Raw genomic sequence first — 24,857 nt, 5'->3', positions numbered from 1 at the left:
ACCTCGACCCTTTAGTGAATTCTATGCGGATCAAAGAGATCTACGCTGCCAAGTCTTTCGGCCTTTCATTTGAAATTTTCCCTCCAAAAACGGAGAAGGGGGATCAGCTGCTGATCGACCATCTCTCCCGATTGGCAACTCACTCGCCTGATTTTATTTCGTGTACCTATGGAGCTGGGGGGACAACTCAGGATCGGACGATTGAATTGTGCGAGATGATACAATCGAAATTTGACTTACCTGCAACAGCGCATTTTACCTGTGTTGGTTCAACACAAGAGCAACTCAGAGACTGGTTGACCAAGGCAAACTCGCGAGGGATTCAAAACATCATGGCGTTGCGAGGAGACGCTCCTGCAGGGACGGACTCCTTCGAAGCTGTGGAAGGTGGGCTGCGTTATGCGAATGAGCTTGTCTCTCTCATCCGTGAGCATCACCCGGGGCTTGGAATTGGAGTTGCAGGCTATCCCGAGAAACATCCCGAAGCCCCCGACGCAGAGACGGATCTTGTTAATCTTGTCCGAAAAGTTGATGCTGGAGCGGACGCAATTTTCACTCAGCTCTTTTTCAACAATGCGAACTTCTTTCGCTTTCGTGACGAGATCGAAAAACGAAATGTATCCGTCCCTCTCGTGGCAGGAATCATGCCCATTACGGAGTTTGCTCGCATCAAAAGAATTACCAGTATGTGCGGTGCTGTCATTCCTGAAGAACTTGCGGCGAAGTTGGAAGCTGTGCAGGATGACCAGGAAGCTCAGTTTGAAATCGGTGTTGAATTTGCGATTCAGCAGTGTCAGGAACTGGTCGATTCAGGCGTCCGTGGTATTCATTTCTATGTTTTGAACAAATCCGAAGCCTGTGAACGGATCCTGGATTCACTCCAGCTTCCTCAGACTGTGTAGAGCATTCTCAACGTTTGTCGTGCTCGCGAATAAAATCTTTCACTCAGAGAAAACTTTCGACCACGAGGTAGAACGCATACAGTATTTTCAACACGGCTGAAGCAGAACGTAAAGACCAATATTGGATTTGCTCTAGAAGGCAGCTTTTGTGATCTCTTTTCATTGCCCTCAATGTTCTTCTCCGTTGCGAATGAAGGATCTTGGTCCTCGGGATCGAACGATTCCGTGTCCAAGCTGTGCAGCGAAGTTGCACCTTCACATAGAGCAGGGGCAACTGCTGAATGTTTCTCTGGAAACTGAGGCACTTCCGGTTCCGGCATCTGTTCAGTCACCTGCGAGCTTCCGACTTCTGTTCGGAGTTTTAGGGACTCTCGTTGCGGCAGTTTTGATTTACTTTGCAATGAGTAATAATTCGGCCCCGGTACTTTCTGAGTCTGATTCACCGGATGGAGTCACCGAGAAAAACGAGCTTGTTGAGGATTCTCCAGACGCAAGCGGGGAGGGTTCGCCAGCGCCGGACGAAGATGTTCCTCCCGTTGAAGGAGAACTCTCTATTGCCCAGCGTCTCAAGGTAATTCACGGGCTCGTTCAAGAGTATCGTCAGCAAAATGGTGTTTATCCGAATGGGAAAATGCTTGAAGTTGATGGCGAACCTGCTCGTTTCAGCTGGGTGGCTGAGGTGATGCGGACCGCCGAACGGGATGGATCTTTAATGGCGCAGCGCCGTGCTTGGGATGATCCCGTCAATGATGCGTTTGTGCGCAGGCGACTGGAACAGTTTCAAAACCCTGAAATCAATCAGCTGGCTGGGGATGATCGATATCCAACGACTCACTTTGCGGGTGTGACTGGCGTGGGAGTTGAATCGGAGAAGCTCCCTTTGCGGCATCCTCGAGCGGGTATCTTCAGTCCGTATCGTGAGACGACGATCGCCGATGTTCTTGATGGGACAGCAAATACGATGATGCTGGTTGGGGTGCAGGCGGACTACGGTTCCTGGGCAAGGCCCGGTCCTGCGACACTCCGAGGTTTTACTGCGGAACCGTACATCAATGGTCCTGATGGCATGGGGACTGGTCAGCCAGATTCGATGCAGGTTCTGATGGCAGACGGCAGTGTGCGGACGCTTTCGCAGAAGACTTCGCCTATCATCGTTCGTCGAATGGCAGCGATGGCAGATGGACTCACACTCTCACTGGAAATGGAGGGTGATCCACTCACAATGAAGAGTGAGGTTGCGGTTGCTCAAGGTCCGGTTGAAAAGAAGGACCCGGAAGCGGACCTTCCGATTGAACCGATGTTGGCTGAAGACCCTCCGCCGTTCGATATTGAAGAGTCGCTGTCTCAAAAAATTCGCTCATACAGGCTCGAGCAGCCGAAACCATTGCGGGTGATTCTGAGTGAGTTGCAGGAAATTTCCGGGGTGCCGATGGATCTTTCAGCTTTGGATGAGGCGACAATGGATCGAGAATCAACACTCGTAGCCGAAGAGACCACTCTGAAGGGGCTCTTTGAGGAACTGGCTTCGTCGCAAGGCCTTGAAATCGAACTCAAGCCGTTCGCAATTGTCGTTCGGGGAAAGGGTGACTCGCCTGAAGAATGACGGATTCACATGCAGTGTCTGACTTGCTCGAACGCATGACGCTTGTTGTTACGAATGGGTTGTTAGAGCAGTTTGCTCTACCGTGTGCCCGTGAAGAACGCATTTCTCTAGTAAAAGTGCTGTTCGCCACGAGGCAGATCCTGCAAACCAATTCGAAAAATGCTCTAGACTTCAGGAGCATACAGGACTTCTGGGTCTGCTTTTCCGGGGAGGTATAGAACCAGTCCGCCGTTGTCATCATTGACGCGAACAACACCGTCCGGTTCTCCTTGGGCTGCTCTTTCGAGAATGACTTCCAGTGCGTGAACTGCGGCAACAACTTGTCGGTCTGCTGAGAGGTCGTTGTAGTTCAGGTTGCGGAGTTCCTGAAGTCGGTTGGTTTCTTCGTTCGCATCTCCACCAAATTTCAGGTAGGCCAGTTCACGGGCGAAGCATTCGATCACTTCGATGCCGTAACCTCGCTGAGAACGTGTTCCCCAGGGCTCGACGAAAGTTCCGTTGTAGTGGTTGTTGATCGACTGCTTCATTTCGATCGGAGTTTTTCCTTCGACGGTCAGCTCAACTCCTCGTTTGCGTGAATGACCGTTCCAGACTCCGTTGTCGAATCGGAACTGAACTTCCTGTTCAACGTACCCAGGGAAGTTGTCCGGAGTGACCCAAGAGGTGTGAATGTCAAAAGCTGCTTCGCGACCATCGTCGTATTCGTAGATCAGACGTTGTTGTACGCTATCCCAGGTTGTGCCATCTTTATCGCCGACCAATCCGCGTTGTCCAGTCGCGGTGATTGTTTTGAGTTTTCCACCAAAAGAGAAGTCAATGAGTTTGATGTAATGGACTGCGACATAGGTTCCCGGATTACGACCGGTGATCCATTCTGAAAATTGGCTGCCGGAAATGAGCTTTGGTTCTAACAGGGTACAGTACCCGGTATTCACGTGTTGCAGGACGCCGTCGTGGACGAGCGTTCGCATTTTTTTGTGGTCTGGGTCGAGCAGTTTATGGTAGACCACTTTTGCCAGCACATTGTTTTCTTCAGCTAACTTTGTCAGTTCGTCGACTTGATGGAGATCGAGGACGGATGGTTTTTCGACGAGCAGGTGTTTGCCCGCTTTGAGAACTTCTCTCGCGACTTCGAAGTGTCGGTCATCAGGAGTTGCGACGCAGACGAAGTCAAGGTCCTGTTGGGCGACCATCTCTTGAACAGCGTTCTCACCAGTTGCGCTGAAGAAGTTTTTCATTCCTTCGGGGGCGACCGATCGATATGCTTCTGCTCGTTTCCCGGTTCGTGAACCGACTGCAGCGAGTTGGACGTCTACATCTCCGAACCGACGGTCGAACATTCCGTCCTGGTGCGCCGATTCGAAAAATGGGCGATAGGTTTCATCGAAGATCATCCCGATACCAACCATGCCACCGCGGAGTTGTTTGTCACTCATGAGATTACTTTCGAGATACTATACGTTTGTTTGAATGATCGTATTAGGGGGAGTTTTCACCGAAGAGGTTTGGTGAGCGGCCTTCTTTGCATAACCTCTTGTTTTCGAAAGAGATTTGCAAGTGCATTGCGACGAATTCAACCGTTAATCGACCTTGGAAGCCGGAATGATTCGACTCTGTAGTTCCTGCAGTTGTCGAGTCAGTTTTTCACGGCAATCTTGAACTGACTGGCCTGTGGCAAATGTCGTGCAGATTGGCTCGCCTGTTTTGAACGAAGTCCCCGCCTGGGGAACATCTGCGAGGTTCGGGAATTTGCTGAAAGCTTTGATTTCTGGTGTCAGGTCAGATGTCAGTTGGAAGTTTTGAGGCGAATAGAGAATCGCTTTCCCAAAGAGCGGGCCATCGGTGTCTGGCGTCCAGCTGTTCTCGACATCCAATTCAGCAAAACATTCAAGGTGGCTTGGAAGCAGAGGCTGTCCTGTGGCGAACTCGAGCAGTTCCAGTGAAGCGGGGTATCGCGGGTTGACTTCGGTGACGAAGATTCGGTTTTCTTCGGTCACGATGAAGTCGATGCCAAAGAGGCCTCTTAAGCTCGCTTTCCATTTTAAAACGTTGCCAGCCCGGCGCATTTTGTGTTCGATCTCAATGGGGAGTGCCACTGGTCCGAAATTTCCTGACCACTGAAATTCCGCTGCATTGCTTTCTTTGCAGCCGGTCAGTTGTTGTGTGAGGCCCACAAAGCGGACGTCGCCAACTTCCTGGGCGATGTAGACTCCAGAATAGACAGTGCCGCTGACGTGTTTCTGGAAGATGTGTGGCTCGTTCAGGGTCGGGGAGGTCTTCGCTTCTTCAGTCCAGCGAGTGATGCCTCGTCCTCCGCAGCCGAAAATTGGGCGGAGAAGCCAGGTTCCGTCTGTTTCAGGAGGCTCAGATGAGCTTTTCCACTCAGGTGTCTCGACTTGTGAGATCCGCATCGCCTCAGCGAGTAAGTCCGCAGACCGGGCAGCCTCGACCTGCTTCGCACCATTTCCCATGAGATCATGGAACTCTGCTGCGACGTTCAAAATCTCCGGATGATTTTCAAGTCCCCCGACGTAAAGCAGGGGAAGCCGAGGAAGTGCTTGCAATGCATCGATGAGCCCGGATGGGTAGTTTTCCACCTGCCGAACGACGGCGTTTGCCTGTAGGTCGGCGTCAGCGAACATATCAAGGCAGATTGGTTTGAAGCCTGCACGAAGAGCTGAAAATCCCGCGCTTCGTGTACTCGCACCGATGATTAACAAATTGGGTCCAGAATTACTCAAAACACTCGCCTGAAGAAGACAGTCATGTTATTTCGATTCATCCCGTATCAAGTTAGTTCGTCTCTGGATAGATTCACATTCTGAAAGATTGATGTTTGGGTCTTTTTCTGAAATTCTGTAGTTACAAGCATTCCAAAGCGACGACTGCTAACATTTCAGCCGGATGATTATAGTCTCCTCGTTGGAAATTGTCTGTTCATCCATCCTCTCTTTGCCGAGAGTTAACCAGGCAAGCGGATCCGAGAACCGTGGAGAACAATTTCTGCTTTTGTCGGTGACAATCAGAGCAACAACCAGAGTGACAATCACATTTGAAAGGAAGAACATGTCTGCTGAAGCACGTATCGAAGAACTCAAACTTGAATTCCCACCTATTCCTAAGCCGGGTGGCATTTATAAGCCTGTCGTTCAAGTGGGGAACATCGTGTATGTCTCCGGGCATGGTCCTTTGCTTCCGGATAAAACTCTGATCAAGGGGAAAGTTGGCGACACAATGACGGAAGAGGAAGCCAATCATGCTGCCCGCGTGACAGGAGTTGCCATTCTCGCAACTTTGAAAAACTATCTCGGAAGTCTTGATCGAGTCGTGCGGACAATCAAAATGCTGGGCATGGTCAACGCGACTCCCGATTTCGAGACTCATCCCGCAGTCATTAACGGTTGCAGTGAACTGTTCCGTGAAGTCTTTGGCGAAGATGGTGTCGGTGCTCGAAGTGCAGTCGGGATGGGATCGTTGCCGGGCCAGATTGCCGTTGAAATCGAAGTGATTTTTGAAATTCGCGATTAGTTTTTTGTGAAAAAACCGCGCGATACAGGTTTAGCAACGCACTTTCGAGTGCGTTGCTAAACGCAGATTCTGAAAACGAGAGACTCCTATGGTTTCTGAATCGACCACTCAATACACCGTTCTCGCACGTCGCTTCCGCCCGCAGTCATTTGAAGATGTCGTCGGTCAGGGGCACGTTGGCCAAGCAATTCGAAATGCAATTCGCAGTGGTCGGGTTGCGCATGCGTACCTGTTCACAGGGGCACGGGGAGTCGGAAAAACTTCCACTGCGAGAATTTTTGCTAAGGCTTTGAACTGCCCGAACCTCAAAGATGGTGTCCCGTGCAATGATTGTGAAATCTGTGCGAGCATCGGAGAAGGGAAAGATGTCGATGTCCTGGAGATCGATGGAGCCTCGAACCGCGGTATTGACGATATTCGCCAGTTGCGGGCGAATGTGAATGTTCGTTCGATGCGGTCACCGTACAAAGTGTACATCATCGACGAAGTTCACATGCTGACCAAAGAGGCCTTTAATGCGTTGCTGAAAACGCTTGAAGAGCCCCCAGCGAATGTCAAATTCGTCTTTTGCACCACAGAGCCTAACAAGGTTCCCGATACAATTCTCTCGCGGTGTCAACGATTTGATTTCGGGACAATTGCGCAGAGCAGTATCGCTGAACGACTGAAACAGATTGCAGCGGCGGAAAAGCGAGAAGTTGACGACGAGGCGATTGAGTTGGTGGCTCGGCGGGCTGCGGGGTCGATGCGTGATAGTCAATCGTTGTTTGATCAACTCCTCGCATTCGGTGGAGACCGGATTACGAGCGGAGACGTTCATCAGCTATTGGGAACCGCTTCGGATGACCGGCTGATCGAGGTCGTTGAGTTGATGATCGCCCGAAATTCCTCAGCGGCATTAAAATCCATTGATGAAGCACTTCTCAGAGGAGTGCAGCTTGGAAGTTTTAGTGATCAGTTGCTGGCATACTTTCGAGACCTGTTGATCACAGCTGCGGGGGCTGAAACTGTTCCGCTTTCGGCAGTTTCTGACTCGAGCCGAGAGAGCCTGAAACGTCAGGCGGAGCAATGGGGCATTCAGACGATTTCGTCAGCGATGCAAATTCTTGCAGAGACTAAATCAAAGATGCAGCGAGTTAACTACGGTCGTGCGCTGGTGGAATTGGCAATCGTGCGGATTTCGCTTCTTGAAGATCTCAGCCAGATTTCGAATCTCGCTCAGGCGGTCGCAAGTGGGCAAGCGATTGCGGTTGCAACTCCCGGTTCTGCTCCGGTACAGGCTTCTGCTTCGCTACCAGCTTCGACTCCGAAACGCCCAGTGGCGCAGGTAAAAAAAAACGAAGTGACGCCTAGCAAGGAGCCTTCTCCCGCAATTTCGGCAGAAAATCCCGCAGCTTCACCGGTTCAAACGATTGAATTCACAGAGTCGACTTTGGAGGAGTTTTGGACGCAACTTAAGTCTATGACTCCGGATACGTTGAGTGTGCACCTGAAGAATACTGTTCGACAAGCAATTTCTGGACCAAATCTGCTGGAAATCGTGTTCCCTAAGAGCTATCTTTTCAGTAAAAGTTACTGCGAGCGACCTGTTCCGCTGAAGCAACTTGAGGAACTTGCGACACAGTTGGCTGGCAAAACGATTGAGTGTCGATTCGAAGTTGATGAAACCACTCAGGTAAAAGTTCCGAAGCCTTCTGTTCCAGTTGCACCTGTTGTCGAGCGTAGAAGTCCATCGAGCGTTGATAAAGACGATTTTGTACAGGAAGCGGTCGCCATCTTTGGTGGCCAAGTTGTTGAGGTTCGACCAGTTTACTCAAACATCAAATCAACAGAAGACGAAGACCCCGAAGGGTGATCCATTATGTTTAAAGGGCTTTCAAACCTCGCCAGTCTTATGGCAAACGCAGGAGAATTGAAGGCAAAAGCTGCCGAGGTCAAAGACCGCATTGCTGCGGTTCGTGTCGAAGGGAGTTCCGGCGGTGGCATGGTGAAGGTTGATGCATCAGGCGATCATCGAATTCTTTCCATCACCATCGAAGAAACGCTGCTTGTTTCCAACGATAAAGAGATGCTTGAAGATCTGATTCTTGCCGCAACAAATCAGGCACTCGATTTAGCAAAAAAGGCGGCAGCGAGCGAAATGACCGAACTCGCAGGTGGCCTGGGAATTCCGGGGCTCGAAGATGCCATTTCAAAATTCGGAGCAAGTGACTCACCAATGTGAGTTCATAAGCGCCGAAGCATCTGGGTTTGACCGGAATCTTCTGTGTGTGAATTGTGCTGAGCTGATAGTTGTTGTCAGTGCAGAGTTTTGAATCGTTGAACAGGATAGAGAAAACGAATGGCGTCACGTCAAATTGATGCAGAGCAGCACCCGTTTGGGGCAGCAGTTGGTCGACTGGTCGACCAGTTTGCATCGTTACCAGGTATTGGTCGAAAGTCGGCAGAGCGGCTGGCGAACCATATTCTCAGCTGTAAAGAGGCTGATGCGTATGCATTGGCAGATGCCATTCGTGCTGTAAAGGAAACGATTCGACGTTGTGATCTCTGCTTTAACCTGACCGATCAAGAGTTGTGTCCAATTTGCAGCGACACTCGCCGGGACCGTACTGTCGTTTGTGTCGTTGAACAGCCAAAAGATGTGAGTGCTTTAGAAGCGGCTGCGGCTTTTCACGGAACCTATCATGTGTTGGGCGGACGCATTGCGCCGCTCGAAGGCATTGGCCCCGAGAACTTGACGATTGGGAAACTGGTTCAGCGTGTCAAAAAAGATGGAGTCAAAGAGTTGATCATGGCGACGAACCCAACGCTTGAAGGAGATGGAACGGCTTTATTTATTACGAACCTGTTGGAAGAGTACCCCGTAGGAATCACAAGACTTGCTCGAGGGATCGCGACCGGGAGTGTGCTAGAGTTTGCAAACAAAGAAATGCTGGCGGACGCATTACGCGGTCGGCAACAGTTTTGAGTTCCTCTCCCCAAGACGATTCAGTGAGGGTTTCCCTCAAACATCGAGAAGAGTCTTTATCACTGAGGTTTTCGGACTGATTTCGGTCCCAGATAATAAACATCATGCATCTAAACGTTTCACAACAGATGAAAATGAGCCAGCAAATGAAGCTGGCTCCGCGCATGATTCAGTCGATGGAAATTTTGCAACTTCCATTAGCTGCGCTTCAGGAACGGATTGATCAGGAACTCTCCGAGAATGTTGTTCTCGATCAACTGACAAAAAAAGATGAGGGTGCCGATTCATCCAGTTCAGAAGAATTCGATGAACCGAAACAGGAGATTGAAAAACGCGAACTGGGCGATGACGACAGCAACAACGCTTCGGACTTTGAGCGTCTTGTCGAGATCTCTCAGGAATGGCCAGACGATAACTATACATCCGGGTCGAAGCCGTCGAGCAACCGTGTTCAGGACGACATGGATCGTCAACACGATGTCATGGCGAATGCCATTAGCCGACCGCAAACTCTTCAAGAGCATCTTCTCGAACAATTCCATTGCGACACGCCGGATCACCTCAAGGACTTTGGTGATTATCTGATTCATAATCTGGATGCGAACGGTCGGCTTCAGAGTTCGCTGCCAGAGCTTGTGCAGGTTTATGGGACACAAATTTCGCTCGAAGATGCTGAGCAGGCTCTCAGTATTATCCAGAATTTGGACCCATCAGGAGTTGGGGCTCGAGACTTGAAGGAGTGCCTGCTACTGCAGATTACTCCGACAACACCGTTGCGGGATATCATGATTACTGTCATCGCTGACCACTTCGATGACATGCTTCAAAATCGACTCCCATTGATCGAGCGTAAAACCGGTTATTCCATGGATGCGATCAAATCTGCCATGGAACAGATGCGGACGCTCAATCCATTTCCCGGACAGGGGTTTGACAATCCTGACGTTCAAACGGTGACCCCTGATTTGCGGGTGGTCAAAGATGATGATGGAAAATACGTCATCGAACTCATCGATGAGTACATCCCCGAGTTGCGAATCAATCGGCGGTACATTCGCATGCTGGAAGCTAATCCCGATGAAGCGACAAAGGAATTCATAAAACGAAAAGTGGAGTCCGCTAAATGGCTCATCGACGCGATCGAGCAACGGTACAACACACTCCGTAAAGTTGCCCAAACGATTGTCGACCAGCAAATCGAATTCCTGGAGTACGGCCCGGAACATATTAAACCACTGAAGATGCAGGATGTTGCTGACGTTGTCGGAGTTCACGTGACGACGGTCTCGCGAGCTGTTGACGACAAATACGTTGCGACACCTCGCGGCATCTTTCCTCTCAAGCGGTTCTTCGGCGGCGGTACGAAGACGTCGGATGGCGAAGATGTCGCCTGGGAAAACATCCGTTTGAAGCTCAAAGAAATCGTGGACGACGAAGACAAGTCGAGCCCTCTCAGCGATGATGCACTCGTCACTGAACTCGCCAAGCATGGCTACCAACTCGCCCGCCGTACGGTGACCAAGTACCGCAAAGCGATGAGCATTCCCTCCTCTCGCCAACGCCGCGAGTATTGATTCGCTCAAGCGACTGTCAGTTGAGTGAATCACAAACTGCTTCAGAAGGAGTTCAGGAAGAACTGTTGGTCAGACGGGGCGATCGTGTCCCGTCCTGTTGATTCAGGGGAAGTCACTTTGTAGAGGTCTGTTCCCATTCGGCGCGCACTTTTCGGAGTCCGGCAGAGCAGAGTTCGAATTCGTCGCTGAGACGCAGAAGCAGCGATGCGTGATCGGTCGTTTTGCCGGTGAGTTGGCTGGCGAGGAAATAGGACCGCTTTCCCTGCTGTTGGTAGTCGATCATGGCGTCTTTGCGGTCGAAGCCTTTGAGTCGCTTGAGTGCTTCCGGGTAAACTCCGGTCCAGAAAAGCGTGAAGTCGCCGATGTGTCGATGGATCTCAGCTTTGGGGGTATTGTGACAGTGTTCAGCCTCCATCATCATTTCTGCGACTTCTTCGAGTCGCTGTCCGACGATGTTCCGAACCTTGAAGATAACGTCCAAGCGAGTGAAGCGGACTAGAAGGTCCGAGAGATAGTCAATCAATGGAGGGTCTGCGACACCGAAGTCGATCTGAAATGTCTGTTCGGTCATCGCTGAGAAGAGCTTGTGTAGCTGGTCTTTTCCAGTCAAAACACGTGACATTTGCCATCTCCTTTTGCAAAAACGCTGTGAAATCTCCTGTGGCGGTGCTCCGTTCGTTGCCGTTCGTCAAAGTTGCAACCGACTCGTTAGCATCAACTTCGTTTGATGCCAAGTCCAAGATTTGCCAGTGAACGTTTCTGTTAGATTATACGCCTCTCCTTTGAGTTCGATGGGCAATTTTTGCCGACTCAACGACAGAGAATCACCTGAAGTCCATGCTGCTGCGGTTGATACGTCGAATTAGAGCATCCTTCGAATTGGCGTTCAGGATCTGCCTCGTGGCGAACAGCATTTTTACTAGAGAAATGCATTCTGCATGGGCACACGGTAGAGCAGGCTGCTCTAGAATCAGAGCGACCGGAATAAACGTTACAGGCCGGAGTCTTCACGCAGGTTTCGTAACGAAACCGAATTCCAGATCCGGTACGGGAACTCCTTGATGTTCCGCGTTCCCGCCGAAACGGTTTGAAGCAATTGACGATACGGAAAGATAGCGAGATTTTTGCATTTTATGTTTGAGATCACATTCGCTGCTCTCGTAGAATCGAGGACTGACTTGAAGGGAACCTATGCGATTGAGTACTTCACTGCCGGCATTCTTTCTGTTCTCATGTTTCATGATGAGCGGGGATGGGGTTGTTGCGGACGTAATTCGCTTAAAAAATGGGGGCGAGTTGCGCGGTCAGCTTGAAGGAATCGCAAAAGCGGAAGATGCTCCTGTTCTCATGAGAACGCTCTCGGGAGCTTTGGTCGAGATTGAGCGTAGCGAGATCGACTACGTTCAACGACGAAACCAGGTTCTCGAAGAATACGTCTCGCAATCCCGTGCTGTCGATCAAACTGTTGAGGGGCATTGGGCTCTCGCTGAGTGGTGCCGTATCCGTCGATTGAAAGAGCAGCGTCTGGAACAACTGGAACTTGTGTTGGAATTGGACCCCGATCATAAAGAAGCCCGGCGGGGACTTGGCCATGTTCAGCATCATGGAAAGTGGATGCCTCGTGAAGAGATGATGGCCCAGCGTGGATACGTCAAACACAAAAACAAATGGATTACAACGCAAGAACTGGCGCTGATCGAAAAGAACACTCAACAACGAGAAGCTGAGCTCGTCTGGTATCCGAAAGTTCGAGTCTGGTTGGGGTGGATCACTGGAAACGATGCATACCGAAGAAACGAAGGGAGCAAAGCTTTCGAATCGTTACAGGATGTGGATGCAATCCCCGCTTTGGCAAAACTGATGGCAACCCATGAAAATTTGTCGGTGCGCATTCTTTATATCCGCGTTCTCGGAAACATGCCTGGGCAACGACCGGTGAAAGCGTTGCTGGATCGCTATCTGTTTGACAACAGTGAGGCGGTTTGGAGGCAGGCACTGGCGAGCATCGATTCCGATCAGGAATCAACAGCAATTCCTCAGCTTATTTCAGCACTGAGAAATGATTCGAACAACGTCGTACAACGAGCGGCAGCCGCGTTGGGTGAAATGGGAAGTGAAGAAGCTGTTCCGGCGTTGATTAGTTCATTGGTGACAACGCACAAATATAAAATTCAGGTTCCAGATTCTCAGCCGATCTCATTCGGAAGCACAGCAGGTGGTCAGGTAGGGATGATGAATCCCGGGCAAGTTTCAGGAGCCACTGCGATTCAATTACAAGCTTTGGCGAGACTGGGGCAACTGCCTCATGGGGCACAAGTCATTCCGTTTCATAACGTCCCGAAAAACATGAAAACGGTCACCCTCAAAGTCGATATTAAAAATCAAGCTGTGTTGACCGCTCTCGAAAAGATCACCGACAAGAACCTCGGCTTCAACGAACGAGACTGGCATCTGTGGTGGTCGGTTTATAAAACATAGAACTCATCGAGGTTCCTGTGACGGTAAATCAATCCTCTCAAGAGGGAAAAGCCTGTCTATCACGAGGCTGAACGTGTACTGCACTTTTCAATGCTTATCGTGCCTGTGAAAATCGCTTCGCAAATGCTTAGACTGCTCGCTGAAAGGCAGGAACTCCAAGTTGATTTTGGAACTGCTTCAAGCAAAGAGTCAACATGGGGCGTTGCTGTTGAAGGATCTCAAGCTGACAGTTCAGAAAGTGAGCCCTTGGCGAGTTTGGGGAATCCACTCGCTGCGCGTGCTGTTGTTTGCGGGAATCGTTTTGACGATTCATCTTGAAGCAAGGTCTCGGCGAAGTGCTCCCACAGAGGAGTTCACAAAGCAGCTCTTGTTGGAAACGTTCGATGAACTGCCTGCCGAAATTGAAGTTGGGGCCAAAGATTCTGAAACCGGCTTGTTTCCGATTCGAAATGACGACAGCGAATTCGGCTATTTGCTTACAACCTCTCCGAAGTCCGATCACATCATTGGCTTTTCCGGACCTACAAACGTGGCGATACTGTTGAATCCAGATCTGGAAGTTCAGCAGCTCGAAGTCCTCTGGAGTCGCGACACTCGGGAACACTTAAAAGAAGTTGTCAGCAGTTCCAAATACTGGGACCAGTTCCTCGGAGTTTCCTGGGAAGAATTGTCGCAGAAGCAAGAAGTCGATGCTGTTTCGGGAGCGACTTTGACGAGCCTCGCGATTGGAGAATCGATCATCAATAGGCTCGGCGGGGAGGTTCCTTCGTTGAAGTTTCCCGATCCTGTTACGCTCAGCGATGTACAGGTCTTGTTTGATGAAGCGCGTTCGATTCAGCAGAACCGTCGTTTCGATAACGGTTGGGATGTTTTCGATGAACAGAAAAAGTTGCTAGGGACTGTACTGAGTACCTCGCCATCTGCAGACAATGTTGTCGGATATCAGGGGCCAACCGAACTTCTCATCGCAATCGACACTGAAGGAAAGGTCAAGCGAACATACACTCGCAATAGCTTCGATAATGAACCGCATGTCAGCTACCTCGATGAAGATTGGGCGTGGCCCGAGCTGTTCCAGGGGCTCACGCTCGAAGAAGTCTCTCAATACGATCTGGCGGAGCAAGGAATCGAAGGTGTTTCCGGGGCAACGTTCACAAGCATGGCAGCAGCTAGAGGTGTGATTCAAACTGCTCAGAAGAATCTTGTTCCTTTGCCGGAAACCAAAACTCAACCCAAGAGTCAGAAATCCTGGAAACCTTCACGAGCCGATTTCGGAACACTTGCGGTGATTGTCTCTGGCATCGTCATCGCAATGACACATCTTCGCGGTATTGCATGGCTGCGGATTTTGTATCAGGTGATTTTGATCGGCTACGTCGGTTTTTTAAATGGCGATCTTCTCTCGCAGGCAATGTTCGTCGGTTGGACGCAAAATGGCGTTCCCTGGCGAAGTGCTTTTCGACTCGTGGTGCTGGCCGGAATCGCATTCGTCTTTCCAGTCATGACGAAGCGAAACATTTACTGTTCGCACTTATGTGCCCATGGGGCAGTGCAGCAACTTGTTCGCAAGCGCGTTCGCTATCAATTCCATCCCGGGAAGAATCTCAAGCGATTCCTGTCACTTGTTCCTGTCGGCTTGCTGTCATGGGTGATTCTCGTTTCCATGCTCGGGCTGACTTTCAGCTTAGTCGATATTGAAGCTTTCGACGCCTACCTGTTTCGAATCGCCGGTTGGTCAGCGATTTCGATTGCTGTGGGCGGGGTGATTGTCTCGCTCTTCGTTCCGATGGCTTATTGCCGATTCGGCTGTCCTACCGGGGCAACGCTGGAATATTTGCGAAGAACCCGTCGCAGCGACCGACTTTCACCTGCGGATGGAATTGCCGTTGGATTGCTTCTTCTTGCACAACTTCTTTATTGGTCTCCCGTGAATTTCTTTTCTTGGTTGTAAGCTGTTTGCTAGTAAGGTTTTGCGAAGTTCGAAAATCGCTATTGGTGAAATCGGCAGGGCCGGTTTAGACTTCGCAGCTCAGATTTCGTCCCTTCCTGTTCCTGGAGTCCGCCCGGATTCTTGGCTGATCCATGTTGAATTCCTGCAGACAGTTTGTCTCCTCGATATTTCCGTGTCCAAACCGACTCTGGATTTTGGGCTTATTGTGTGGATTTTTATGTATGAATTCCGTGGGATGCGTGAGTCGGCGAATGACGATCCGCTCGAATCCGCCGGGAGCACTTGTCGAAGTCGATGGTGAACGGATCGGGCTTACCCCAGTTTCAATGGATTTCACATATTACGGGACGCGTGAAATTTCACTTTCCGCACCCGGTTACGAAACCATGACGCTCCTGCAACCGGTGCCAGCTCCTCCTGGGCAACGTTTCCCGATTGATTTCTTCACCAACCACTTCATGCCCCGGAAAGTGACCGATCGGCACGATTTCACATACAACCTGGTACAACGAGGCATGCCCGTTGATGAAGAGTCGGACTTGATTAATCGCGCCAGAAACTTCCGCTCACAAGCCGAGGTTGGTGGAGTCATTCAACCACAGCAGTGATAGTCACGAGTTGTTGTTTCTTCAGCACGGTTCAAGAGGGGCTCATCAACGATCCGCTTCGGGGTCATGATTCCAATTAGCCGTATTCAATAAACCGTCTTCAAATTGACCATCGGAGAGTGACCGTGCAAGGAGTTCGTCAGGTTCAAGTGATCGCCCATCGTGGCGCTTCCGGATATCTTCCCGAACATACTCTCGAAGCGAAAGCGATGGCGTATGCCATGGGGGCGGACTATCTGGAACAGGATGTCGTTCTCACTCAGGATGATGTTGCGGTTGTGATGCACGATATTCACCTCGATACGATTTCTGATGTCGCTGCGAAATTTCCAGACCGAAATCGCGAAGATGGTCGCTACTACGCGATCGATTTTACATTCAATGAAATCCAACAGCTTCAGGCTTCCGAGCGGTTCAATGCGAAGACTGGCAAAGCTTACTATCCGAAGCGATTCCCTGTTCGCAGCGGGAGCTTCAAAATTCCGTCACTCGCTGAAGAACTCGAACTGATTCAAGGTTTGAACAAAAGCACAGGTAAGAACGTCGGGATCTATCCAGAACTGAAGCATCCGAAGTTTCACCATTCCGAGGGAAAAGACCTCGCAAAAGTAGTCCTCGATACTTTGGAGAAATTTGGATACACAAAAAAAAGTGATCCCTGTTTTGTCCAGTGTTTCGAGGAATCGGAAACGAAACGGTTGAAAGCAGAGTTCAACTGCAAGCTCAAAACGGTTCAGCTCCTCTCAAACAAAGACTGGATGAGTCAGTCGAAATTGAAAGAAGAACGAAACCGCCAATTGAAAGAGATTGCCTCCTTCGCGGAGGGCATTGGACCGATTATCGATTCCGTATTTCGTAAAGACCCGATGGGCGGAACACCCATTCCCACGGAGCTCACAGTCAATGCTCATCAGCACGGGCTGGTTGTGCATCCATGGACCTATCGTGTTGATTCTGTAGCGAAAAATTTTGAGACTTTCGAGCAGATGCACGAAGCGACTGTGCTTGCAGGCATTGATGCAATATTCTCAGACTTTCCAGATAAGAGCGTCGAGCTTCTTAAGATGTCAACAAAAAGTTGAAAGCCAGAGGAATACGCCCTTCGGTTTATCCTTCTTTGCGATCGCTTTCTGGTCTCTCGTTTCTTCCGATTCTTTAGCTCAGGAACCTGAAACGTTTGACCGCTCCGTCAAATTTGCCGAAGACTTCGAAGCTGCGATTTCACCTCCTGAACAGAACAGGCAAGTCGCAGAAAAGCTGGCAGCTCTCGAAAAGAAAACCGGGAAGAAGCCGAACATCCTTTGGCTGATTGTTGACGATATGGCTCTGTTAGAAAATTTGTGGAACGCCGACTATCGATAGGGCTTGAGCCTGTGGTATCGTTTTTTTGGTGGATCTTGAACAAGTTTTTGCAGGCCAAACATGTCTCGTTTCAATGCTCGTCCGTTGCTTTTTATTTTCCTGTTGGGTTGGGGCGGGCTGAACTGTTCTGCTGATGCCGAAGAGAAACTGAACGTTTTGTTTGTGGCTGCGGATGATCTCAATTGCAGCTTAGGGTGCTACGGAAATGAGGACGTTCAAACTCCGAATTTGGATCGGCTCGCGAAGCAGGGAACTCTTTTTAACAAGGCATACTGCCAGCAGGCAGTTTGCAATCCGTCTCGAGCTTCACTGTTGACAGGCTTGCGTCCCGACAAGATTCGAGTTTGGGATTTGCGGGCTGATTTTCGAGATGCGGTTCCGGAGGCAGTCACGCTGCCTCAGCATTTTAAACGCCATGGGTACTACACTCGCTGCATTGGGAAAATGTTTCACAACATGGGGAATCTGGACGATGAACCGTCGTGGTCGGTTCCATCGATGCTCAATGCTGGTCGGCATTCAGACACGTACGCCCTCACGAAACCAGGTTTGAAACCGGGAACAAAACGAGGAGCCTTTGAGCGGGCTGATCTTCCGGACGAGACTTATCGTGACGGGAAAATCGCCGATTTGGCTTGCGATCAACTCCGTGAAATCGGCGATCAGCCATTCTTTCTCGCTGTCGGATTTTGGCGACCGCACTTGCCGTTTCTTGCTCCGAAGAAATACTGGGATTTGTATGAACGGGACGATCTCCAACTCCCTGATCAGTTCGCTTCTCCTGCTTCGGTGCCGGAAATTGCTTTGCACGATTCGCGAGAGCTGAAAAGTTATGGCCCAGATCCACAAAATCTCAGCGAAGCGGAACGAAGAGAACTCTGGCATGGATATTATGCCAGCATCAGCTACATGGATGCTCAAGTTGGGAAACTCTTAGAGACACTCAAGGAGACAGGTCTCGACAAAACCACAGTGGTGGTGTTCTGGTCCGACCATGGGTTTCATCTCGGGCAACATTCATTGTGGTGCAAGACATCCTGTTTCGAACTCGATGCACGAGTCCCGCTGATCATTTCTGCTCCCGGATTCAAGAAGGGGCAGGTATCTGATGCTCTCGTCGAATTGGTCGACCTCTCTCCGACACTCGCTGACTTGTGTGGTCTCGCCTCACCGGAGTCTGACGGCAAAAGTTTAACCTCAATCCTGCAAGATCAGTCAGCGAAGGTCAAAGACTATGCCATCACACAACACCCGCGCCCTGCGTATTACAAAGGAAAACCGGAGGTGATGGGGTATTCCATGCGGACGGAAAACCTGCGATACACGGAATGGAGAAATTGGGAAACGGGCGATGTGATTGCGAAAGAACTCTACGATCATCGTCGCGATCCTCAAGAAATGCACAACGTTGTTGCAAGTGATCGTTATCAAGCACAACTCGAAGAACTGAGTCAAATGCTCAGCAGTGCAATCAAGTGAGTCGCTCGCTTGAAGTTTGCTGAATCACTCTTTGGATGGCGAAGGATCTTCTACAGTCTGTCGAGTTTGTAAATCATAAACTTCACCAGGTGAGACCTTTGTCTTCGTCGTTTGGTCCTCGGCGTCGTTGGCTGCGTCAAAAAAGTAAACATCATTTTTTCCCAGCACTCGCGCCGTTGATTTCTGAACGACAATCGCGGTTGATTCATCTATTCCGATGCACAAGAGCTGAGGGAATGTTTTTTTGACGCCTTCTAAGTCTGGATGGCGATCCCGTTGTGTGAAGTGTTGATCAATTGCAGATCCTGGAAGATAACCGAAGCCACGTTCGTAGCCTTCAGCCATCATGTCCCGGTTTCCGAGTGGATTTCCACGCACAAGATATTCGCCTTGAATCGTTGCTCCGGCAGAACTCCCAGCGATCACACCTCCACGTTTCAAGACTTCGTGAAATGCTTTCTCGGTTTCGGTCCCCGCGTATGCATCGACGATCTTCCATTGTCGGCCACCTGTGAACCAGACTCCTGTTGCCTCTTTCAGTGGTCGAAGGAATTCCTCCTTGTTGGCTTCGTCGCGATCAGATGTATGAAGCGCAACGACATGCTTCACGCCCAGGTTACGAAGGATCTTGAACTCGCTTCGGCGCTCCGGGGAGCGGTTCGAGGAAGCTGCCGGGACGATGACGATTTTGGCATCGGCTCCCCCTGCCAGTTCGACGAACTCTTTCCACAAATCTGGAGTCATCTTTCCGCCACCAATGATCATCAGCGAACCATTCTTGACAGTTGGTGTGCGAAGCTTGTCCGGTGGGAATTGGTGAGAAGCCCTGGCAATGGCCGCTCGACGCAAGGCCGTCAAGTCTGCGATCTCTCCTGTGGAAAGCTCATACTGCTTTGCCTTACGTGTCTTTGATGCGGCGAGGCAAATCGTCACGGTTGATGCTCCGATGGCCTTCATTGCACGACCCTGAACAACAAGTGCTGTCCCTTCATCGACTCCGATTCCAAAATGTCCGGGATGCTGTTTGAGAGTTCCGGTCAGGCGCGGTAATCGCTTTCTCGCTTTGAAATGCTGATCGATGACCGCTCCCGGAAGTAGGTCCAGGCCTCGCTGCAAATTGGCGACAGGGTTCCCCGAAGCAATCATCAACCGAGATTGAATCGCTGCGCCAGCAGATGTCCCTCCGATGACTCCATCTCTTTTTAAGACCGCCTGCAACTCTTCTTCAACTTTGGTTCCAGCATAGACTTTCCCCAATTTCGACTGCTGACCACCGACAATCCAGACAGCAGTTGCTTGCCTGAGTGGAGCAACAAATTCCGTCGAGTTTGCGACTTCGCGGTCTCGTGTATGGAGGACGTCAACGTGAGCGAAACCACGTTCTTTCCAGGGAGAAATGAATGATTCCCCTGAATTAGTTTCTGCCCGTGCGGAAGCTGTTGGAATGACGACCAGCCGAGCTTTCTCACCGCCGGCAAGTTGTCGAAACGTTTCGAAAATCTCATCTGGGAGTTTCCCGCCGCCGCAAATGACCAGTGATCCATTGACGCCTTGATGGTCGAGAGTTTCGAGGGAAGGGACCGGGAAATCTTCAGCCAGTAGCTGAGTGCAACTCATTAGAAAAATGGTTGTGATCGTCAGTCCTTGTGATTTTTGAATCCAAGAGTTGCGCCCACGAGAAAACTGATCCATCAACCACTCCAGAGTAAGTGACGTTGTTACTGACATTGAAATTCGAACATCTTTCCAACTGGAATGAAAGCGACTGTCCGAGAATGTCTCGATTCACGACCGGTGCGGATGTGTGATCAAGTGACCGGGAACCAAATGGAAAGCAATGGAGAAGAGTGACTTTTTCAGAGGGTGTCGGGCGGGTTCTGAAAAGTGATCATGACTCCATCCCTTTTTAGGTTTGATTGGATCGACTAAGTTATGGAGTGTGACTCACTTTACCCAGAATTTTTGTGGAAGTATGACTATGCGAACAGTTTTTCTCTCTTTGACTTTAATTTGTGTTTCATCCAGCTTTGCCAATGCGGAGGATGGCTGGGTTTCTCTGTTTAATGGGAAGTCTCTCGAAGGCTGGACACAGAAAAACGGAACGGCCAGTTACGCTGTGGAAGATGGTGCGATAGTAGGACGCACATCTAATGGCAGGGCGAATTCATTCTTGTGCTCGCTGAAAAAGTACGGCAACTTTGAATTAGAGTTCGAGGTCAAAGTTCACGACGCTTTGAACTCCGGCGTTCAGATTCGCTCGAAGACTAAGGAAGTCCCGGCTGAGAAAAGAAAGGGTATCGAGGTTGGTCGAGTTTACGGACCGCAGGTGGAAATCGAAGCTGGCGTCGCTGAAGCGGGATACATTTACGGAGAAGCGACCGGTCGCGGTTGGTTAACTCCGAAGGAAGAACTGAAGCCACACGATACCATGAAAAGTGGCGAGTGGAATCAATTTCGCGTCATTGCGAAAGGTCCGCGAATTCAAACCTTTATCAACGGTCAGCCGATCACCGACCTTACTGACGAGGCGATTTTCGAAACTCATCCCAAAGGTTTTATCGGGCTGCAGGTCCATAGCATTAAAGAAGGGACAGGCCCGTATGATGTCCGCTGGCGTAACATTCGAATCAAAGAGCTTGATTAGAACGATTACGGAAACTTGTGGCCGGTCACTTTTCTCAGTGCTTAAAGTGTTTAAGAGGAAAGAGTTAGGTTTTAGGTCAGTTCTAAAACGTTTTCGTGTTTTCTGTCTTCGCGAAGTCTGTTTTTTGTAGTGAATTGCACACTTCAGCGAGGCAGAACGCATCGCCTTGATGTTGGATTTGTTTTTGAAATATTAGAGAATCTTCTAAATGCCTGTTTAAATTGGAAATTGGCTTCGTTTATGTGTATGCTTAATCACCATCACCAACGGAGCCAATTCTCATGGTTAGGTCTCAGGTTTCTTCACGGCGTCTGTCTGGGTTCACACTCGTCGAACTATTGGTTGTTATTGCGATCATCGGGCTATTGGTTGCCATGTTGCTTCCAGCGGTTCAGCGATCTCGCGAAGCGTCCCGACGGACATCCTGTGCGAACAATCTTCGTCAAGTCTCATTGGCAGCACTGAATTATCTGGATGCACACAGGTCATTTCCGTCGGGTTGGGTGGAAGGCCCTGTTGAGACACGTCGTTACCTGGTGAGCACTCCAGAACCGCTTCTTCTCGATTCTCCCGACATTGTTGGGAAGACTTCCTGTAAAATTTTGCTGATGCGTCAATGGTGGTCGTGGCCAGCACTGATGCTCTCCTACATTGAACAGGGGAACAGTGCAATTGATTTTGATCGTCCTGAAAAGCATGCTCCGTTTCAAAATCACACGCTGATTCAAACGCCGATTTCAACGTTGGTCTGTCCGACAGCACCGCTTCCCGGAAGACCCTCAGGTACACCAGGCTACAACAGTTATCGTGGGAATGCCGGGTACTGGCCTGATAGCATCGCTCCAACTTTCAACGGGATGTTTTATGCCAACAGCAGCCTTGATGACCGGGATATCGTGGACGGTCTCAGCCAGACAATTCTGTTCGGCGAGACACAGTACGGGATGTATTGGGCGGATTCGCACCAAGTGGCCAGGATACGTGACGAATCTGGAGACCCCCCATTTGATCGCTTCTACCTGATGGAGCTTGATAATTTCCCTAACTATCTCGACTTGTATGGGCAGGGCCTGGTGGAACCGCATACGATGCCGATCCTCTACAGTTTCGGCAGCTTCCACGAAACGGTCAACATGTCGTACGCCGATGGTTCAGTCCGTCCGATAGCCAAGAATGTGGATGGTCAGGTGATTCGTGCACTCTGTACAAGAAATGGTCGAGAAGCCATTGCGGAAGTGTTAGAGTAAGTGATCGCTATCAGCTTGAATTTCCAAATGCTATTCTGACGCTTCTCCATACGACTGGCGAGTTGATGAGGCGTTTCAGTTGAGCAAAAAGAAAAAGCAGAACGATTCGGACGGCGTCTCGATCACTCAGGTTGTGATTGGGATCATGATCGTGATTGCGGTGATGGGCTGGGGGGCGATGGCTTCCTCTTATGTCGGGGCGCATTCGGTGGTCTCGTTCGATGAGACCTCCCGCCCGCGGATGACTCGGATTTCTGCGATTGGAATTTTAATTCGCGCGTTGATTGAGTTTGTGATCATTGCGGTCCAGCAACTTCCTAATCTCTTTTCCGTCATCGGCTGGCATCTCGGGAATCGAATTTGGTTACCGAGTACGATTATCGCCTTAGAGGGGGCTGCTCTTTTCTTTGGGTTCGGTCTTAAGTCGATGGAAGGCCATCTTGACGATCCTTATGCCAGACATCGAGCGAAGCGAAAGTCAGGGAATGAGAACACTCAGAGCAGCAGCCGACGGGACTCATCTCAACGAAAACGTAAGAAGAAACGTCGCCCGGGGTCATAAAGGATTTCGGAGAAAGATGTTCCTGCTCCTTCACGTTGCAGTGAGTGGCTCATCACATGAAAACGCGTTTTGCGAACAGAGCAAATAGGAGCATCATCGCTTCGATGCGAACTCGCTGAGTGACGTGTGAGAGGGGACTGTGAATCAACAGTCGCGTGCTCGCTGATCGACCAAACTGGCTATTTTCGACCAGCTGGTAATCTTCTGTTCGAGCGTTTCACTGCTCGTTCTGCACAAGGCAGTATCTCTCGTGGACTCTGTAAATTCTTCGCCACGAAATACTGCGCAACGCCAATTCGATTAATGCTATTGCACGCGTATTTCATACTGAGGTTGACCGCTGCACCTTAGCAGAGAGTCGGAAATCCTTTGGTGAAAAACATCATCACAGGTCGCTGACTGTCAAGGAATCACGCTTGACGTGTGGTTGGAAGCACCAGCCTGAGTTGTTTTGTCATTCCGTTTGGAACACCAGTTGCGACTACTGTTCTTGAAAGCGGCCATGAGTTGGTTGAACTGGATCGGCGTCGTGATTCATCGTGAACGTGATTCATTGTGAACGAGCGACGAAGCCTCCCGCAACAGGGAGTTTTGGAATTCAGAATATTAGAAAAATTAACAGGAGAAAATCATGCGATTTTACAAGAAATGTTCAGTCTTTTTCGCGGCTGCTTGTTTGGCAACGAGTGTCGCTTTCCTCTCTGGATGTGACACGAAAGAAAAGGTCCTGGACATCGAAACTCCGGGAGGAGAGATCGAGGTCGAACGAGATCGCACTAATGGTGATGTCGACGTTGAAGTCAACAAATAATATCTGGAAATGTGTAAACGAAATTTGCCGCTGTTCTAGAGCAGGCCGCTCTCGTCGAAGTGGCCTGCTCTGCACTATTGGTGGTGGGTTTATTTGCTTCAGTTGACAAATTGGATGTCCATGTCTAATTTAGGGGCGGTATCTCTTCTGCATGTTTGGTGAATGGTCAAGCAAGCAGAATGCGGCTCAGTTCGGTAATGCCTCTCAAGGGTGATCCTTGGGGCGCTGAATCATCTGGTCACCTGTTGGGTGAGGTGTTGAGTTTTGAGCAGGCCGGGTGATGCTGACTAAGAGCTGGTTCGAAAACTGAAGTGCACTTTCAGGCGAAGAGAAACTCCTTCGTTCTGGATGTAGCTGGGAGGCACTCAAGCCTCTTCTTGTTCGAAGTCTTAGCACATCACGTGGTGGAAACGTCGCACCGAAATGCCGTACTTGGAATCGAGTGCCCTAACGGCTTTGGCAGCCATCTTTTTGTTTTCACATCGTAGTGTGGAGTAAAGACCATGAAGTATTCGCTCATTTCCGGTTGTGTCCTGGCACTTGGAATCGCAGTTGTTGCGGTTGGAGTTGCTGACGATAAGAAGAGTGACAAGGCCGGCAAAAAAGTAACCTCGGCGAAGTCAGATTCAGGCGAGAAAAAAGTTCGGCCAGCCGCTGTGAAGCGAACCCGCGAAACAGTCAAGATGCTGGACGATATCTACAAGCAGACAATCGTCCTTGTGACCGATAAGTACGTTCATGATGAAGATGACTTCGCTGCTGGAAGTGCTGCGGTCGAACTCTTCCGTCGAGTCAGTAAAACAGGTTTTCATGATGTCCGTCTGATCGACCTGACTGGCGATCCATACGAACCTGAGAACGTTGCAAAAAACGACTTCGAGAAAAAAGCTGCCAAGGCGATCAAGTCTGGAGAAGCGTATGTTGAAGAAGTGAAATTCAAAGATGGAAAGCCTTACCTTCAAGCGATGACAGCAGTTCCAGTTGTTATGGAAAGATGCATCATGTGTCACGCTCATTACGCTGACGTTAAAAAAGGTGAAGCGATCGGTGCTGTCAGCTACGAACTCCCTATCAAATAAAAGCCATTTTTTGGGGGGACTGTCTTCTTCTTAAGGGGTCTGGAGGTTTGGCTCTTAGGTT

At 50.0% G+C, this 24,857-nt stretch carries 21 protein-coding genes; 17 read left to right on the top strand and 4 right to left on the bottom strand.

What is annotated here, in order from left to right; genetic code table 11:
• Positions 1-23: 23 nt before the first annotated feature.
• Both metF and Mal48_RS18050 read left to right on the top strand, forming a co-directional pair.
• Complete coding sequence (gene metF / locus Mal48_RS18055; RefSeq protein WP_145202836.1) at positions 24-902, top strand: methylenetetrahydrofolate reductase [NAD(P)H]; 879 nt, start codon at positions 24-26, stop codon at positions 900-902.
• A gap of 190 nt (positions 903-1,092) precedes the next feature.
• Positions 1,093-2,505: a hypothetical protein gene (locus tag Mal48_RS18050; RefSeq protein WP_197441808.1), complete on the top strand. Its 1,413-nt coding sequence runs from the start codon at positions 1,093-1,095 to the stop codon at positions 2,503-2,505.
• A gap of 164 nt (positions 2,506-2,669) precedes the next feature.
• Here the strand turns inward: Mal48_RS18050 and Mal48_RS18045 are convergent, their stop codons facing one another.
• Both Mal48_RS18045 and Mal48_RS18040 read right to left on the bottom strand, forming a co-directional pair.
• On the bottom strand, positions 2,670-3,941 hold the full coding sequence (locus tag Mal48_RS18045) for a Gfo/Idh/MocA family protein (RefSeq protein ID WP_197441807.1): 1,272 nt from the start codon (positions 3,939-3,941) through the stop codon (positions 2,670-2,672).
• A gap of 144 nt (positions 3,942-4,085) precedes the next feature.
• Positions 4,086-5,246: an ATP-grasp domain-containing protein gene (locus Mal48_RS18040; RefSeq protein ID WP_145202830.1), complete on the bottom strand. Its 1,161-nt coding sequence runs from the start codon at positions 5,244-5,246 to the stop codon at positions 4,086-4,088.
• 325 nt (positions 5,247-5,571) lie between these two features.
• On the opposite strand from Mal48_RS18040, the gene Mal48_RS18035 reads away from it, so the two are divergent.
• The 5 genes from Mal48_RS18035 (at position 5,572) to rpoN (ending at position 10,575) form a co-directional block, all read left to right on the top strand.
• On the top strand, positions 5,572-6,033 hold the full coding sequence (locus Mal48_RS18035) for a RidA family protein (RefSeq protein ID WP_145202827.1): 462 nt from the start codon (positions 5,572-5,574) through the stop codon (positions 6,031-6,033).
• A gap of 88 nt (positions 6,034-6,121) precedes the next feature.
• Positions 6,122-7,888 (top strand): DNA polymerase III subunit gamma/tau, encoded by a 1,767-nt coding sequence (gene dnaX / locus Mal48_RS18030; protein ID WP_145202824.1) that lies wholly within the window; start codon positions 6,122-6,124, stop codon positions 7,886-7,888.
• A 6-nt stretch (positions 7,889-7,894) separates the two neighbouring features.
• Positions 7,895-8,257, top strand: coding sequence for a YbaB/EbfC family nucleoid-associated protein (locus Mal48_RS18025; RefSeq protein ID WP_145202821.1), 363 nt, complete (start codon positions 7,895-7,897; stop codon positions 8,255-8,257).
• Between the two features lie 117 nt (positions 8,258-8,374).
• Positions 8,375-9,001, top strand: coding sequence for a recombination mediator RecR (gene recR / locus Mal48_RS18020; RefSeq protein WP_145202818.1), 627 nt, complete (start codon positions 8,375-8,377; stop codon positions 8,999-9,001).
• A gap of 104 nt (positions 9,002-9,105) precedes the next feature.
• Positions 9,106-10,575, top strand: a complete 1,470-nt coding sequence (gene rpoN, locus Mal48_RS18015; RefSeq protein ID WP_145202815.1) for an RNA polymerase factor sigma-54 — start codon at positions 9,106-9,108, stop codon at positions 10,573-10,575.
• 112 nt (positions 10,576-10,687) lie between these two features.
• Here the strand turns inward: rpoN and Mal48_RS18010 are convergent, their stop codons facing one another.
• Entirely contained in the window at positions 10,688-11,197 is a 510-nt protein-coding gene (locus Mal48_RS18010; RefSeq protein ID WP_145202812.1) for a hypothetical protein, read from the bottom strand.
• Positions 11,198-11,766: 569 nt separating this feature from the next.
• On the opposite strand from Mal48_RS18010, the gene Mal48_RS18005 reads away from it, so the two are divergent.
• The 5 genes from Mal48_RS18005 (at position 11,767) to Mal48_RS17980 (ending at position 18,453) form a co-directional block, all read left to right on the top strand.
• A complete protein-coding gene (locus Mal48_RS18005) occupies positions 11,767-13,053 on the top strand; it encodes a HEAT repeat domain-containing protein (protein WP_145202809.1) in 1,287 nt (428 codons plus the stop codon).
• Between the two features lie 160 nt (positions 13,054-13,213).
• Positions 13,214-15,004 (top strand): FMN-binding protein, encoded by a 1,791-nt coding sequence (locus Mal48_RS18000; RefSeq protein ID WP_145202806.1) that lies wholly within the window; start codon positions 13,214-13,216, stop codon positions 15,002-15,004.
• 251 nt (positions 15,005-15,255) lie between these two features.
• Positions 15,256-15,612 carry a PEGA domain-containing protein gene (locus Mal48_RS17995; RefSeq protein WP_231739689.1) on the top strand — a complete coding sequence of 119 codons (357 nt, stop codon included), beginning with the start codon at positions 15,256-15,258 and terminating at the stop codon, positions 15,610-15,612.
• A 125-nt stretch (positions 15,613-15,737) separates the two neighbouring features.
• Positions 15,738-16,694 carry a glycerophosphodiester phosphodiesterase gene (glpQ, locus tag Mal48_RS17990; RefSeq protein WP_197441805.1) on the top strand — a complete coding sequence of 319 codons (957 nt, stop codon included), beginning with the start codon at positions 15,738-15,740 and terminating at the stop codon, positions 16,692-16,694.
• Positions 16,695-17,034: 340 nt separating this feature from the next.
• Positions 17,035-18,453: a sulfatase gene (locus Mal48_RS17980; protein ID WP_145202795.1), complete on the top strand. Its 1,419-nt coding sequence runs from the start codon at positions 17,035-17,037 to the stop codon at positions 18,451-18,453.
• A gap of 24 nt (positions 18,454-18,477) precedes the next feature.
• Here the strand turns inward: Mal48_RS17980 and Mal48_RS17975 are convergent, their stop codons facing one another.
• A complete protein-coding gene (locus tag Mal48_RS17975; protein WP_197441804.1) occupies positions 18,478-20,145 on the bottom strand; it encodes a cyanophycinase in 1,668 nt (555 codons plus the stop codon).
• Positions 20,146-20,431: 286 nt separating this feature from the next.
• On the opposite strand from Mal48_RS17975, the gene Mal48_RS17970 reads away from it, so the two are divergent.
• The 5 genes from Mal48_RS17970 (at position 20,432) to Mal48_RS17950 (ending at position 24,796) form a co-directional block, all read left to right on the top strand.
• On the top strand, positions 20,432-21,097 hold the full coding sequence (locus Mal48_RS17970; protein ID WP_231739687.1) for a 3-keto-disaccharide hydrolase: 666 nt from the start codon (positions 20,432-20,434) through the stop codon (positions 21,095-21,097).
• 281 nt (positions 21,098-21,378) lie between these two features.
• The gene (locus Mal48_RS17965) at positions 21,379-22,344 is read left to right on the top strand and encodes a DUF1559 domain-containing protein (protein ID WP_145202787.1); all 966 of its coding nucleotides are present in this window, start codon (positions 21,379-21,381) and stop codon (positions 22,342-22,344) included.
• A 79-nt stretch (positions 22,345-22,423) separates the two neighbouring features.
• Positions 22,424-22,906: a hypothetical protein gene (locus Mal48_RS17960; RefSeq protein WP_145202784.1), complete on the top strand. Its 483-nt coding sequence runs from the start codon at positions 22,424-22,426 to the stop codon at positions 22,904-22,906.
• 631 nt (positions 22,907-23,537) lie between these two features.
• The gene (locus Mal48_RS17955) at positions 23,538-23,717 is read left to right on the top strand and encodes a hypothetical protein (protein WP_145202781.1); all 180 of its coding nucleotides are present in this window, start codon (positions 23,538-23,540) and stop codon (positions 23,715-23,717) included.
• 503 nt (positions 23,718-24,220) lie between these two features.
• Positions 24,221-24,796, top strand: a complete 576-nt coding sequence (locus tag Mal48_RS17950) for a c-type heme family protein (RefSeq protein WP_145202778.1) — start codon at positions 24,221-24,223, stop codon at positions 24,794-24,796.
• Positions 24,797-24,857: the final 61 nt, after the last annotated feature.

The organism is Thalassoglobus polymorphus (assembly GCF_007744255.1).
Taxonomy (GTDB): Bacteria; Planctomycetota; Planctomycetia; order Planctomycetales; family Planctomycetaceae; genus Thalassoglobus; species Thalassoglobus polymorphus.
The sequence above is the reverse complement of the archived record's forward strand: the minus strand, read 5'-3'. Positions and strand labels throughout refer to the sequence as shown.